Source organism: Mucilaginibacter sp. SG538B (genome assembly GCF_013376065.1).
GTDB lineage: Bacteria > Bacteroidota > Bacteroidia > Sphingobacteriales > Sphingobacteriaceae > Mucilaginibacter > Mucilaginibacter rubeus.
Genome location: NZ_JABMJI010000004.1, coordinates 436,189 through 450,256, shown reverse-complemented (window position 1 = coordinate 450,256; position 14,068 = coordinate 436,189). Strand labels below are relative to the sequence as shown.

The following is a 14,068-nucleotide window of genomic DNA, read 5'->3' as shown; positions in this document are numbered from 1 at the left end:
AAGTATTGCGTTAGTTATATAACTGTTTGAACAAAAAATTGTTCAAAGGTTTAAACGTTTTTTAAATTATTTTATTTCGGATCATCGTTTCTGAAGATTTTTTATGCGTCTATATCGATTAACTAATGTTTTAGTTTAACTTTAACTATGCGTAAGTCCTTATTGCTTTTATTGTTACTGATACCTGCGTACTGTATGGCCCAGGTAAAAATTACCGGCAAAGTAATTAACATGACCGATACCAGGGCCGTGCCCAATGCCAGTGTGTTTTTAAACAATGCCCAGGTAGGCAACAAAACGGCTGATGACGGTACTTTCACCCTCAGCAACGTAAAGCCCGGCAAGTATGATTTCATTATATCTATAGTAGGTTATGAAACCTACACTTATAGTTTGCAGGCGGGCAGTACCAATATCAACCTGGGTACCATCAGCATTATCCCCAAAACTTTTCAGTTAAATGAAGTAAAGATCAGGCCTGATCCTAACCGTGAAAAATACTATGCTATTTTCAGGCAGCAATTTTTAGGCTATTCGGACAATGCCGCTAAATGTACAATCCTGAACTCAGATGTGCTTGATTTCGATTATGATGAAGCTACCCGAATCTTAAAAGCTACTTCTCACGATTTTTTGGAGATTGAAAACAAGGCACTGGGTTATAAGATCCGATACAAATTAACCAACTTCAATTACAACCCGGCAAAAGCTATGTTGTATTATGAGGGAATCTCCAACTTCGAAGTCCTGAAGGGAACCGAAAAACAAAAGCGTAAATGGCGTAAAGAACGACAATCAGCGTACCTTGGTTCATATATGCATTTCTATCGGTCGGCTATCAAGGATAGTCTCACACAAGAAAACTTCGTCGTGATGCGCCTGATCCGTAAACCCAATCCAAATTACCACGGTGGCCTCAATAATAAATACCTGCAAAGTCTTGTCAATAAACCCTTAGACAGGGCCGACTTTTTCAAGCTAACAGACCAGGAAGGCTTATTTGCTATAGGATTTACCGATTGCCTGTATGTTATGTATACTAAAAAAGGCCGAGCCCCTTCAGATAATACCGTACAGGCTTTTAATATGCCTAACAATGCCACAACCATTATTTCTTTCGATGAGCAATATGCCTTTTTTGATAACAATGGTATTGTAGCTAACCCTCATTCGGTAATCTATGAAGGTGACTGGGGCATAAGTCGCGTTGCCGAAATGTTACCGGTTGATTATGAGCCGGTGGTGGAAAAGAAGTGAGTCTGAATCAGAATTTTCAGAATTAAAGGATTTACAGAATATTGTCTGAACTCGAATTAAACGAATTGAGTGAATTATCAGAATGAAAAGGCACTTAAATAAATTCTTAAAATTCAAAAAATTCGAGTTCAGACAAAAATCCGATTAATCCCCAAAATCCACTAAAATCCCGGTTCAGACAGCAAACAAAACCCCGTTCCGAAAAATCGAAACGGGGTTTTAATATTACTTGCAGTACTGCAAAATTACTTTTGCTCTTCCTGCTCTGGTTTTTTGCTTTCGCCTTTACGGTCGGTGATTTTGATCTCTTTGGTTTCAGTATCAAAATCAACCACCATCACGTCACCTTCGGCCAATTCACCTTTAAGGATCTCTTCGGCAATTGGATCTTCCAGGTATTTCTGGATGGCACGTTTAAGCGGCCTTGCACCAAATTGCGAGTCATAACCTTTATCGGCAATAAACTCTTTGGCAGCTTCGGTAAGCTCGATTTTGAAACCTAAGCCATTTACACGGCTAAATAGGTAAGCAAGCTCGATATCGATGATCCTGAAGATCTCTTCTTTACCTAATGAGTTAAATACGATAACATCGTCAATACGGTTCAGGAACTCAGGGGCAAATGCACGTTTCAATGCATTCTCAATAACACCGCGTGAATGGCTTTCGGCCTGTAAAGTTTTAGCATTAGTGCTGAAACCTACGCCCTGGCCAAAGTCTTTCAACTGACGGGCACCGATATTTGATGTCATGATGATGATGGTATTCCTGAAATCAACCTTACGGCCTAATGAATCAGTAAGCTGACCTTCATCCAACACCTGCAACAGGATATTGAATACGTCAGGGTGAGCTTTTTCAATCTCATCCAGTAACACTACAGCATATGGTTTACGGCGTACTTTTTCAGTTAACTGACCGCCTTCTTCATAACCTACATAGCCCGGAGGCGCACCCACTAAACGGGATACCGCGAATTTTTCCATGTACTCGCTCATGTCAATCTGGATCAGGGCATCTTCAGTGTCAAACATAAAGCGGGCAAGCTCTTTAGCAAGCTCGGTTTTACCAACACCTGTAGGGCCCAGGAAGATGAATGAACCAATAGGTTTTTTAGGATCTTTTAAACCTGCACGCGTACGTTGTATAGCACGGGTTAGCTTTTTGATAGCCTCATCCTGACCAATGATCTTGCTGGCAACAGTATCGCTCATGTGCAACAGCTTTTGGCTGTCGGCCTGACCTACACGTTGTACAGGGATACCGGTCATCATTGATACAACTTCGGCAACGTTGTCTTCAGTTACAGTATAGCGTTTTGATTTTGTTTCGGCTTCCCAAACAGCTTTTGCCTGGTCAAGTTCAACCAACAAATTCTTTTCAGTATCACGTAACTGAGCAGCTTCTTCGTATTTCTGACTGCGAACAACTTTGTTTTTCTCAATCTTGATCTGTTCTATCTTCTGCTCAATATCTAAAATGTTTTGAGGCACGTGGATATTGGTTAAGTGAACACGTGAACCTGCTTCATCAAGCGCGTCGATAGCCTTGTCCGGTAAAAACCTGTCGGTAATGTAACGGGTGGTTAAATTAACACAGGCATTGATAGCTTCAGGAGTATAAGTAACACCGTGGTGCTCTTCATATTTATCCTTAATGCGGTTCAGGATCTCAATAGTTTCAGTCGGTGTAGCCGGCTCAACCATTACCTTTTGGAAACGACGGTCCAAAGCACCATCTTTTTCAATGTACTGGCGGTATTCATCTAAAGTGGTTGCGCCAATGCATTGTATCTCTCCCCTCGCCAAAGCTGGTTTAAACATGTTTGATGCATCAAGCGAACCTGAAGCACCACCAGCGCCTACTATAGTATGGATCTCGTCAATAAATAAAATTACATCAGGTGATTTTTCCAGTTCGTTCATTACCGCTTTCATACGCTCTTCAAACTGGCCACGGTATTTGGTACCAGCAACCAATGAGGCTAAATCAAGTGTAACTACACGCTTATTGAACAATACACGTGACACTTTACGCTGAACAATGCGTAATGCAAGCCCTTCGGCAATGGCCGATTTACCTACACCAGGCTCACCTATTAATATAGGGTTGTTCTTTTTACGGCGCGATAGAATTTGTGATACCCTTTCGATCTCTTTTTCACGACCAACAATAGGGTCAAGCTTGCCATCTTCAGCGGCGCGGGTTAAATCGCGGCCGAAGTTATCAAGCACCGGTGTTTTTGATTTGATGTCAGATACTTTTTTAGGCTGGCTAAATGATTCTTCTTCTTTAAAATCATCATCACCGCCTGTAGGTGATCCCGGCATTTCGTCAGTAACATCGTTTTTATGCGATTCAACTTCACCTTTAAATACTTCATAGTTCACATTGAACTGTACAAGTATTTGTGAGGCGATGTTGTCCTCATCGCGAAGGATAGACAGCAGCAGGTGCTCTGTACCAATCACATCGCTTTTAAATATTTTGGCTTCCAGATAAGTTATCTTCAATACCTTCTCGGCCTGTTTTGTTAACGGGATGCTGCCGATATGTACGTTTGTTCCAATAGTTCCCTTTACTGCATCCTCAACGGCGCGGCGAAGTTTTGCGGTATCAACGTTCAATCCCTTCAGCAATTTAATTGCTACACCATCCCCATCGCGGATAAGCCCAAGCAAAAGATGTTCTGTACCAATATAGTCATGCCCAAGGCGTAATGCCTCTTCCCTGCTATATTGAATAACATCCTTTACCCTCGGCGAAAATTTAGCTTCCATATATACCTTTCTAATTATTGAACGCCCTAATGTATAAATTATGTTTTTACAAATTACGACGCCTGTTTACTTTCATCAACAATATTGCCAACATTTAATGCTTTGCAGAAACAGACATTGTAATGATACGCAATGTATCAAAGTTTGGCATCAATCAACAGTTTTTATCTGAAAAGCCCGCTAACAAGCATTTTTTTTACAATATACGAACGAAACTTACCTGTTTGATATAAATATCCTAAAAAAGTTTAAACAAATTTCAAATATTTAATAACATTTCCACCTTTTAGGGCATTTCGTCATAAACATGACAATTAGGCATTAGCCAGCAGGTATCGTCATATAACTTATATACGGGAAACCCTCGGTGATGGTTGTGCGCTTCGCTTAAGATTCAATTAAATTTAAATTAACATTATAACTCAAAAAACAACTTAAAATTACTACCCCCTAATCATTAATCTACAACCTCCGTTTCATCTATTTTAGCCATATTTGAATTTCTATTTATTGATCCAATTATAATGGCAGACGAAAAGATAATTTTTTCAATGGCCGGGGTGAGCAAAGTTTATCCCCCGCAAAAAACAGTATTAAAAAACATATACCTGTCGTTTTTTTACGGCGCAAAAATTGGCGTTATCGGCTTAAATGGCTCCGGTAAATCGTCATTGCTCAAAATTATTGCAGGTATTGATAAAACCAATATAGGCGAAGTGGTGTTTTCGCCGGGCTATACCGTTGGCTACCTGAGCCAGGAACCGGAACTTGATCCTGAAAAAACCGTGCGCGAAATAGTTGAGGAAGGGGTTTCTGAAACTACTGCCCTATTAAAGGAGTACGAAGAGATCAACGAAAAATTCGGTCTTCCGGAATATTATGAAGATGCCGATGCCATGGAAAAACTCATGAACCGCCAGGGCGAATTACAGGATAAAATTGACGCTGTAAATGCATGGGAGTTGGATAGCAAACTGGAACGTGCTATGGACGCCCTCCGTTGCCCGGAACCCGACACCAAAATTTCGGTACTATCAGGAGGTGAGCGCCGTCGTGTGGCATTATGCCGCCTGTTATTAAAAGAACCGGATGTTTTATTGCTTGATGAGCCTACCAACCACCTGGATGCCGAATCTATTGATTGGCTGGAGCAACATTTACAACAATATAAAGGAACAGTTATCGCTGTAACGCACGACAGATATTTCCTTGACAACGTTGCCGGCTGGATCCTCGAACTCGACCGTGGAGAAGGAATCCCATGGAAAGGAAATTATTCCTCATGGCTGGATCAAAAAGCCAAGCGTTTGGCCCAGGAAGAGAAGAGCGAGAGCAAACGCCAGAAAACCCTGGAACGCGAGCTGGAGTGGGTACGCATGGGCCCGAAAGGTCGCCACGCCAAGTCAAAAGCCCGTTTAGGCAATTACGAAAAACTTGCATCCGAGGAAACCAAAGAACGCGAAGAAAAACTGGAGTTGTTCATTCCGCCGGGCCCGCGTTTGGGTAACGTGGTGATCGAGGCCAATAACGTTAGCAAATCATACGGCGACAAATTATTGTTTGATAACCTGAGCTTCTCATTGCCTCCGGCCGGGATTGTTGGTATTATTGGCCCCAACGGTGCCGGCAAAACAACGCTGTTCCGATTAATCACTGGACAAGATCAGCCAGATGCAGGTACTTTCCGTGTGGGCGAAACCGTAGCCTTAGGTTATGTTGACCAGATGCATGACGACCTTGACCCTAACAAATCTGTTTGGGAAAACGTAACCGGCGGTTTGGAAACCATTATGGTGGGTAACCGCCCGTTAAATTCAAGGGCATATGTATCCAAGTTTAACTTTAACGGTGCCGATCAGCAGAAAAAAGTAGGTGTTCTATCAGGCGGTGAGCGTAACCGAGTACACTTATCTATTACCCTCAAAAAAGGGTCGAACGTATTGCTGCTGGATGAGCCCACCAACGATATTGACGTAAACACTCTGCGTGCATTAGAAGAGGCACTGGAAAACTTTGGCGGCTGTGCCGTAGTGATCAGCCACGACCGCTGGTTCCTCGACCGCATCTGTACGCATATCCTGGCATTTGAAGGTAACTCACAGGTTTATTTCTTTGAAGGAAACTATTCTGATTATGAAGAAAACCGGAAGAAACGCCTAGGCGATGTTGCTCCGAAAAGGATTAAATATAAAAAGTTGACGGCATAATTGCCCCCTCTAAATCTCCCTCTAAAAGGGGAGATTTTCAATATTTTATTAATATGGAGAACCTTGTTGGACTACTAAGCAAATATGGTTTTGAACCACGATCCCAACCTTTGGCACTTGCCATCTTGGCAGCAATTCCTTTTGAACTTCCAGAAGACTACCTATTTTACCTGAAGAATTACGAAACATTTGAAGATTTTATCGTTAGTGAGTACGTTAGCCTTTGGACGGCAGATGAACTTTTAGAAACCAACGAGGGGTTCGGGATTACAGAAAATCTACCTAATGTTTTTGGCATAGGTGGCAATGGCGGCGGTGAATTTATAGGTATTGAGTTTTTAAGTAACGGGACTCATCGCATAATTCTTTCCGACTTAGTGAGTTTGGAAGAAGAATATTTTATAGAGATAGGCAAGTCTTTTTCAGATATGCTTATCCGATTGGATAATGGCAGAGAATGGTTTGAATAAAATTTAAAACAATAAAGCCACTTAACAGAGTGGCTTTATTGTTTATGCATGATACCAAAGCTTACTTTATACCATAATGATCATTCATCAATTTCTCAAACAAACCGCCCGGTAAAATCGCTTTCAGTGTAGGCACGATAGTTTGGCCAACCTGCCCAACCAAATAGCGGTGTTTAGGGCTTGATGAAGCTACTATCGAAACCAGCTTTTTAGCTAACGATTCCGGACTTGGGGCAATGCTTTCGTCTTTTTCCATAGCGGCAACTGCGGCATTATATTCAGTCTCGAGTTTATCGTTCTTGATTGGAAATTTAACCTTTGCGCGGTTCTGGCTAAAGTCAGATTTAAAGTCGCCGGGGTTAAGCAGCGTTACTTTAACACCGGTGTTGCGCAGTTCCATCCTCAAGCTTTGCGAATAACCTTCGATAGCGTATTTAGAAGCGCTATACATACCCTGATAAGGCAAACCGAACAAGCCGGCCAATGAGCTAATATTGACGATAAGTCCCTGACCTTTTTCGATCATGCCGGGTAATACCGCCGAACTAACACGGATCACACCGAAAAAGTTAACTTCAAACTGCTGCTTGGCGCTTTCAACCGGCATAGCATAAGCCGGACCGGTTACACCATTGCCGGCATTGTTCACCAATACGTCGATTTTGCCTTCGGCCTTAATAATAGTGTCGATTGCTGCCTTTACCGAAGCATCGTCGGTAACATCAAGTTGAACAGGTTTAAACGATACAGATTTCATGCGGTCGAGGTTACGTGATGACCCGTAAACCGTATGGCCTGCCGCCTGCAGTGCACTGGCACAAGCTAAGCCAATACCAGAAGATGCTCCTGTTACTAATATTACCTTTTTCATTGTTTGTAAGGGTGAGTTTGTTTTATTGTTTATTGGTTTGATGGTGCCGTTTTTTGGCAACGTAAAGATGTGAATTTATAATGCAGCAAAGCAAGGGGATAGATTAAAAATAATGCTGGCTACATAAAAAATTCATGATGGGAGAAGGAGGTTAAAACACATATCGTCATGCTGAACTTGTTTCAGCACCCCACGTGTTAAGTCGCCTTGCTAAGCAATTGCCGACCTTGCTTATGGGATGCTGAAACAAGTTCAGCATGACGGTTGGGGATCTATCCTTCCTTTATCCCCTCCTCACCCGGCGCGTGGATCTGTTGCAGGGATAGAGGGATCAGTTTCTTAGTTTTCAGATAAGTAATGCCAACTATAATCATCGTCATGCTCCCACCAAATAACACCGAGGGAACTGTACCCAGCAGTTGCGCAGCAGTACCCGATTCAAAAGCGCCGATCTCGTTAGATGAGCCGATAAACATCTGGTTCACGGCCGATACCCTGCCACGCATATGATCAGGTGTCAAAAGCTGCATCAGCGTACCTCGGATAATAACACTGATGCTATCAAAAGCTCCTTCAGTAAATATAAATAATAGCGAGAGGTAAAAATTAGTTGATAAACCAAAACATATGATTGACAAACCAAAACCGGTCACCGCAATAAGCAGGTTACGCCACGGCTTGCCCATCGGCGAAAAACGTGTCATCACCAACATAGTTAACACCGCCCCTAATGATGACATCGCCCTCATGATACCCAGTCCCTCAGCACCTACTTTTAATATTTCATTGGCAAAAACTGGCAGCAAAGCCACCGCACCACCAAAAAATACCGAAAACAGATCGAGGCTCATAGCGCCGATCATCATTTTGTTTCCAAACACAAAATGAATCCCTTCCGAAAGGCTTTTCCAGATACTTTCTTTAGGAACATATTGCGCCGGATATTGACGCAGCATGTATACCAATACCAGTGATACTAATAATAAAAATAGGATACAGCTAAACGTAGCGGTAATACCACTTAAGCCCTGTATTACTTTATCCGCATAACCGTATATTAAACCACCTGCTGCCGGGCCCAAAATAGATGCAACTTGCCAGCTGCTACTGCTCCAGGTACTGCCATTTGGATACAATTCTTTTGGGATACTGTTAGCGTAAATGGTGAATGTTGCCGGGCCATAAAAGGCACGCGCCACACCATTACAAAATATCATAGCGTACATAATAGGTACAATCCAACCAGTATGAATAATACCGCTCATGCTTTTGAGTGTTACGGTAAACATCACCAGGGATGTCAGTAACACTCCACTAAAGATCAGCAAAAGCATTTTTCGCTTTTCAGATTTATCGGCGATATAGCCGCCGTACAAAGCAATACCAATAGCCGGAATAGCCTCGCACAAGCCAATAAGGCCGAGGGCTATTTTACTATGGGTGATACTATAGATATAAAAGCCGAGGACTACGGCCTGCATGGAATATGCAAAGGTGAAACAAAAACGCATGCCTATGTAAGATCTGAAATCTTTATAACGCAATGCTGCAAAGGAGTCTATTTTCCGGGGTTTACTATCGCCTTCTTCGGTCACTATTTATTAATTTTAGATGTGCCGCAAAGGTAGCTATTTTTTTGAACCTTGATTTTTAGGATTAGAGGATTACTATGAATTTTATGCATGGTATCACATCAGGATCATCCTTTAATCCTAAAAATCATGGTTCGGTTCCTTACAATCCGTGCTGATCTATCAAATAAATTAACGCTGCCATGCCTGCCGCACCCAACTCAAGCTCACGTTTGTTTACGTTTTCAAAAACGTCTTTAGCGGTATGGTGCAAGTCAAAGTACCTCTGTGAATCCGGGCGGAAGCCAATCAATACTACGCCCGGTACCGTTTCTTTCATCGGTTCAATATCCGTACCTGCCCCTCCGATGCTCAACTTGTCAACATCGTATGGTTCCAGGATTGATTTGAAGTTAACATTCACTTTTTTGATAAAATCTTTTGATACATCGGCAAAGCTGAACCCGCGAGGCGTAAAGCCACCTTCGTCGGTTTCAATAGCGGCAATGTGCTGTTCTTTATTCTGAGCGGCCAGTTCGGCGTACTTGGTGCCGCCTTTATGACCGTTCTCCTCGTTCATGAAAAGCACGGCGCGTACCGAGTTTTTAGGTTTATAACCTACGGCCTTAAAAATACGCAATACCTCAACTGATTGCATGACTCCGGTACCATCGTCATGCGCGCCTTCGGCCAAATCCCATGAATCCAGGTGGCCGCCAACGGTAATAAATTTGTTAGGATTTTCAGAACCGGTAATTTCGCCTATAACGTTATATGATTTCACATCAGGCAGTAACTCGCAATTTTGCTTAAAGTAAAATTTTGCCGCCGGGAATTTCCTCAGCTTAAGCATAGCGCTTAACTTATTGGCTGCTTTTGTAGAGATGGCCGCAGCTGGAATCATTTTACTGCCCGGGGCAGCAAGGGTAGCGCCGGTATGCGGATAATCATCGATGATTTCAGTGAGCGAACGTACGATTACACCGGCTGCACCAAGTTTGGCGGCTACGGCCGGCCCCATAAAACGCTGATCGCCTGCTGTGCCGTAGGCCATACCTGTTTCAATAAAACGCGGGTCGAACGCGCGGTTAAAGAAAACGATCTTTCCTTTTATTACACTCTCGCCAAGGCCTTCAAGTTCTTTTATACTTTTAACCTCGATAACATTAGCTGTAATACCCGCTTTAGGCGTTGCTATCGACATACCCAGGGCAACAATTGGTACGGGGATGCGGGTTTTACCATCAATTATAGCGGCCTCCTCTTTCGCTCCGCGCACCCAATGCGGCACCATTACTTCCTGCAGGTAAACTTTATCGAAACCATAACCATCCATCAGTTTTTTACTCCAGTCGACAGCTTTTTGAGCATTGGCAGAACCGCTGAGGCGCTGACCTATATTTTTACACAGGTAATGGAGATTTTCATAACACTGGCCGTTAACCAATGCTTCATCATACATTTTGCGGATAGTTAATGAGTCCTGTGCCTTAACTTGTGTACACAGCAAGGCAGTAACAGAAAATAATAAAGTAAATTTCTTCATATATAAATAGTAAGATCAGTTTTAACAAATGTACTATTTGACAGCTAAAGGAGGAAGGGTTACGGGCATTATACTAAATTAAAAAAGACCTCATTGCGAGGTACGAAGCAATCCCAAACTTTACCGGGCGAACCTGCACAGCTACTCTGCACACCGGGGATTGCTTCGTTCCTCGCAATGACGCGGGATTATTCTGTAGTATTCCTGGCTTACGATATCTTATCCCAACTCAACCCTGCGTTCTTTACTTCAAAGGCATGATGCAAAATCTGGTTTTCGGGATGAGCCAGCTGCGGGTCTTTTTCAAATATGGCTTCAACACACTTGCGCACCTTAAAAAGCAGCTCCTGGTCGGTGGCCAGGTTAGCCAGCTTCAAATCTACCACGCCGCTTTGCTGGGTACCTTCTATATTGCCCGGTCCCCGCAACTGCAGGTCTATCTCCGAAATTTCAAAGCCATTGTTGGTTTTTACCATGGTATCCAAACGAATCTTGCCGTCGTGACTCAATTTATGACTGCTCATCAAAATACAATAGGATTGCTCGGCCCCGCGTCCTACCCTCCCCCTCAATTGGTGCAATTGCGACAGGCCAAAACGCTCGGCATTTTCAATGATCATCACCGAAGCATTCGGTACGTTTACCCCTACTTCTATTACGGTAGTGGCCACCATGATCTGCGTTTCTCCTTTAATAAAACGCTGCATTTCAAAATCTTTCTCGGCAGGCTTCATTTTGCCGTGTACAATGCTAAGCCGGTAATCAGGCAGCGGAAACTCGCGCGACATGGCTTCGATGCCGTCCTGTAGGTTTTTAAGGTCGAGCTTTTCACTTTCCTGGATCAGCGGATATACTACATAGATCTGCCTGCCCAATGCTATCTCCCGTTTCATAAAACCAAACATCCGTAAGCGCTGATTTTCATAAAAATGAACCGTTTGGATAGGTTTACGACCAGCCGGCAACTGGTCAATCACTGACACATCCAGGTCACCATATAATGTCATGGCCAATGTACGGGGAATAGGTGTAGCCGTCATTACCAATATATGCGGCGGAACAGCATTTTTTCGCCAAAGTTTAGCCCGTTGCTCAACCCCAAAGCGGTGCTGTTCATCAATTACCACAAAGCCCAGGTTTTTAAACTGTACTTTATCTTCAATAAGGGCATGGGTACCAACCAATATTTTAAGCGTACCTTCTTCAAGCTTTTGATGCAACACTTTACGCTCCTTTTGTTTGGTTGAACCCGTTAATAAAGCGACCTCAATAAAATCATCGCCTACGAGGCTTTTAATGGTTTGATAATGCTGGTTGGCCAGGATCTCGGTAGGCGCCATAATACAGGTTTGAAAACCGTTATCAATAGCTATTAACATGCTCATCAGCGCTACTACGGTTTTACCGCTACCCACATCACCCTGAAGCAGACGATTCATTTGTATGCCCCGTTGAGTATCCTGCCTAATCTCCTTCAATACCCGCTTCTGCGGATCGGTTAAGGTAAAAGGCAGCTTGTGATGATAAAACTCATTAAAATAATGCCCAACTTTATCAAATACATTCCCTTTAAACTTTTGCGTATGAAGCAGTTTATTTTTAAGTAGTTTAAGCTGAAGCAGAAACAACTCTTCAAACTTCAAACGGTGTAATGCTTCATTAAGAAATGTAGCATCAGCCGGGAAATGAATGTTACGATAAGCATCGGCCCGGTTGAGCAGCTTAAACTGATTGATGATATATAAAGGCAAGTTTTCGCGTATGTCCTTAGCATGCAGATCAAGCAATACCGCGGTAAGTTTTTGAATTCCTTTGCTATCCAGCGAAAACTGTTTAAGCTTTTCTGTTGAGTTGTAAACAGGTTGTAAGGATAGGTTGCCCTGTTTTTGAGCACCCGGCATATATAACTCCATTTCGGGATGCGCCATCTGTGGCATCATGTTAAAAAAGCCGGGCTTTCCGAACAATATATAAACCTTACCGGGAATAATGGTTTTCTCTATCCAGTTAATGCCTTTAAACCATACCAGCTCAATAATACCAGTATCGTCCTTAGCCTTTACCACCAGGCGGCGGCTTTGTTTTTCACCAACAATTTCTTTACTTATAATTCGCGCCAGCACCTGTACATAAGGCAGTTCTTCACGTATCTCCCTTACCTTATAAAAGCGGGTACGGTCAATATACCTGAACGGGAAATGGCGCAGCAGATCCTCAAAGGTGTGCAGTTCAAGTTCCTTTTTCAAAACCTCGGCCCTCGACTGGCCTACACCTTTTAAGTATACAAGTGGCGTTTGAAAAGGATTCATTGATTAACTGTTTTAACCTTTCTTTATAGCGGTAGAGTAAATGTAGTTTATGTGGTTTTCTTAAATTAACAGATGGCTATAAATAACCTATCGACTAATCTATAATATAACGAGACAATCGTTGGTTGGGCCAGGATGCAAGGTAAATGGAGCGTTCTTAAAATCTGCTTATCGAGTTTCATATGCAAACCTAATCTCTAACCTCTAACCGCCAATCTTTAATTTTGGGCGTTCCTGCGGCCGGACTATCCGCTCATACGCCTGCAGGCCTTAGGCTCAAGCCGGTATCCACTCCTATCCCTAACGCATTTGTCTGAATCAGAAATTACAGAATTTAGGAATTAGCAGAATTCAAAAAATTCAGTGAACCCCTAAATCCGTATAATCCCGGTTCAGACAAAATCCGAAATCGAAAAATCTACTTAACCGCAATAACCGAGATCTCAACGTTTACCCCTTTTGGTAAAGCGGATACCTGGATAGTTTCGCGGGCCGGAAAATCGGCAGTAAAATAGGTTCCGTAAACTTCATTAACCTGTACAAAATTTTGCAGATCGGTTAAGAAGATACTGGTTTTTACTATGCTATTGAAACCTAAGCCAGCTTCGGTTAAAATAGCTTTGATGTTTTCCATTACCTGTGTAGCCTCTGCCTTGATGTCACTGCTGATGAGTTCGCCACTTAGCGGATCAATAGGGATCTGACCCGAAACAAATAAAAAACCGCCGGCTAAGGTAGCCTGGCTATATGGCCCAATAGGGGCAGGTGCATTGTTGGTATTGATGATTGTTTTCATTTTTTAAGTATAAATACCTGTACCAGTTTCCAGATAATCCCGGCCAGGAACATAATAATAGCCAGCGCATTTATAAAATGCATCACCCTTAAATTAAAATTATCGGGGCGGTTCGGATCTTTTTTCCTGAAGAAATACATTACACAAACTTACGCAAAATTTTGCCGCTGTAAACCCATACCTATTATATAAGGTATAACTATCAAATACAAAACATTATAAAACAAAGAAGGCTCCGGGTTATCCGGAGCCTTCGCAAAT

Annotated in this window: 10 protein-coding genes; 3 read left to right on the top strand and 7 right to left on the bottom strand. The window is 42.6% G+C overall.

The genetic code is table 11. The features are described 5' to 3' along the window. The first annotated feature begins 147 nt into the window (after window positions 1–147). Window positions 148–1,257 carry a carboxypeptidase-like regulatory domain-containing protein gene (locus FHW88_RS22945; RefSeq protein WP_176628033.1) on the top strand — a complete coding sequence of 370 codons (1,110 nt, stop codon included), beginning with the start codon at window positions 148–150 and terminating at the stop codon, window positions 1,255–1,257. Window positions 1,258–1,502: 245 nt separating this feature from the next. Here the strand turns inward: FHW88_RS22945 and FHW88_RS22940 are convergent, their stop codons facing one another. Beyond that, complete coding sequence (locus FHW88_RS22940) at window positions 1,503–4,037, bottom strand: ATP-dependent Clp protease ATP-binding subunit (RefSeq protein WP_090528747.1); 2,535 nt, start codon at window positions 4,035–4,037, stop codon at window positions 1,503–1,505. Window positions 4,038–4,561: 524 nt separating this feature from the next. Between FHW88_RS22940 and ettA the strand changes: the two genes are divergently transcribed. Then, on the top strand, window positions 4,562–6,244 hold the full coding sequence (gene ettA / locus FHW88_RS22935) for an energy-dependent translational throttle protein EttA (protein WP_176628032.1): 1,683 nt from the start codon (window positions 4,562–4,564) through the stop codon (window positions 6,242–6,244). A gap of 53 nt (window positions 6,245–6,297) precedes the next feature. Beyond that, complete coding sequence (locus FHW88_RS22930) at window positions 6,298–6,714, top strand: SMI1/KNR4 family protein (RefSeq protein WP_176628031.1); 417 nt, start codon at window positions 6,298–6,300, stop codon at window positions 6,712–6,714. A gap of 61 nt (window positions 6,715–6,775) precedes the next feature. On the opposite strand, the gene FHW88_RS22925 is transcribed toward FHW88_RS22930, so the two are convergent. The 6 genes from FHW88_RS22925 to FHW88_RS22900 all read right to left on the bottom strand — a co-directional run bounded on the left by FHW88_RS22925 (window position 6,776) and on the right by FHW88_RS22900 (window position 13,947). Continuing rightward, on the bottom strand, window positions 6,776–7,585 hold the full coding sequence (locus FHW88_RS22925; RefSeq protein ID WP_139159984.1) for an SDR family oxidoreductase: 810 nt from the start codon (window positions 7,583–7,585) through the stop codon (window positions 6,776–6,778). Between the two features lie 272 nt (window positions 7,586–7,857). Beyond that, window positions 7,858–9,180: an MFS transporter gene (locus FHW88_RS22920; protein ID WP_317171379.1), complete on the bottom strand. Its 1,323-nt coding sequence runs from the start codon at window positions 9,178–9,180 to the stop codon at window positions 7,858–7,860. 139 nt (window positions 9,181–9,319) lie between these two features. Beyond that, window positions 9,320–10,702: a M20/M25/M40 family metallo-hydrolase gene (locus tag FHW88_RS22915; RefSeq protein ID WP_176628030.1), complete on the bottom strand. Its 1,383-nt coding sequence runs from the start codon at window positions 10,700–10,702 to the stop codon at window positions 9,320–9,322. A 209-nt stretch (window positions 10,703–10,911) separates the two neighbouring features. Beyond that, entirely contained in the window at window positions 10,912–13,011 is a 2,100-nt protein-coding gene (recG, locus tag FHW88_RS22910) for an ATP-dependent DNA helicase RecG (RefSeq protein WP_090528762.1), read from the bottom strand. A gap of 418 nt (window positions 13,012–13,429) precedes the next feature. After that, on the bottom strand, window positions 13,430–13,807 hold the full coding sequence (locus FHW88_RS22905; protein ID WP_091165865.1) for a RidA family protein: 378 nt from the start codon (window positions 13,805–13,807) through the stop codon (window positions 13,430–13,432). Next, window positions 13,804–13,947, bottom strand: coding sequence for a DUF6728 family protein (locus FHW88_RS22900; protein WP_162997005.1), 144 nt, complete (start codon window positions 13,945–13,947; stop codon window positions 13,804–13,806). The genes FHW88_RS22905 and FHW88_RS22900 overlap by 4 nt, the downstream gene beginning before the upstream one ends. Window positions 13,948–14,068 lie beyond the last annotated feature (121 nt).

Coding starts and splice junctions, on each gene's coding strand:
- FHW88_RS22945 (WP_176628033.1), top strand. CDS start 148: ATGCGTAAGTCCTTATTGCTTTTATTGTTACTGATACCTGCGTACTGT.
- FHW88_RS22940 (WP_090528747.1), bottom strand. CDS start 4,037: ATGGAAGCTAAATTTTCGCCGAGGGTAAAGGATGTTATTCAATATAGC.
- ettA (WP_176628032.1), top strand. CDS start 4,562: ATGGCAGACGAAAAGATAATTTTTTCAATGGCCGGGGTGAGCAAAGTT.
- FHW88_RS22930 (WP_176628031.1), top strand. CDS start 6,298: ATGGAGAACCTTGTTGGACTACTAAGCAAATATGGTTTTGAACCACGA.
- FHW88_RS22925 (WP_139159984.1), bottom strand. CDS start 7,585: ATGAAAAAGGTAATATTAGTAACAGGAGCATCTTCTGGTATTGGCTTA.
- FHW88_RS22915 (WP_176628030.1), bottom strand. CDS start 10,702: ATGAAGAAATTTACTTTATTATTTTCTGTTACTGCCTTGCTGTGTACA.
- recG (WP_090528762.1), bottom strand. CDS start 13,011: ATGAATCCTTTTCAAACGCCACTTGTATACTTAAAAGGTGTAGGCCAG.
- FHW88_RS22905 (WP_091165865.1), bottom strand. CDS start 13,807: ATGAAAACAATCATCAATACCAACAATGCACCTGCCCCTATTGGGCCA.
- FHW88_RS22900 (WP_162997005.1), bottom strand. CDS start 13,947: ATGTATTTCTTCAGGAAAAAAGATCCGAACCGCCCCGATAATTTTAAT.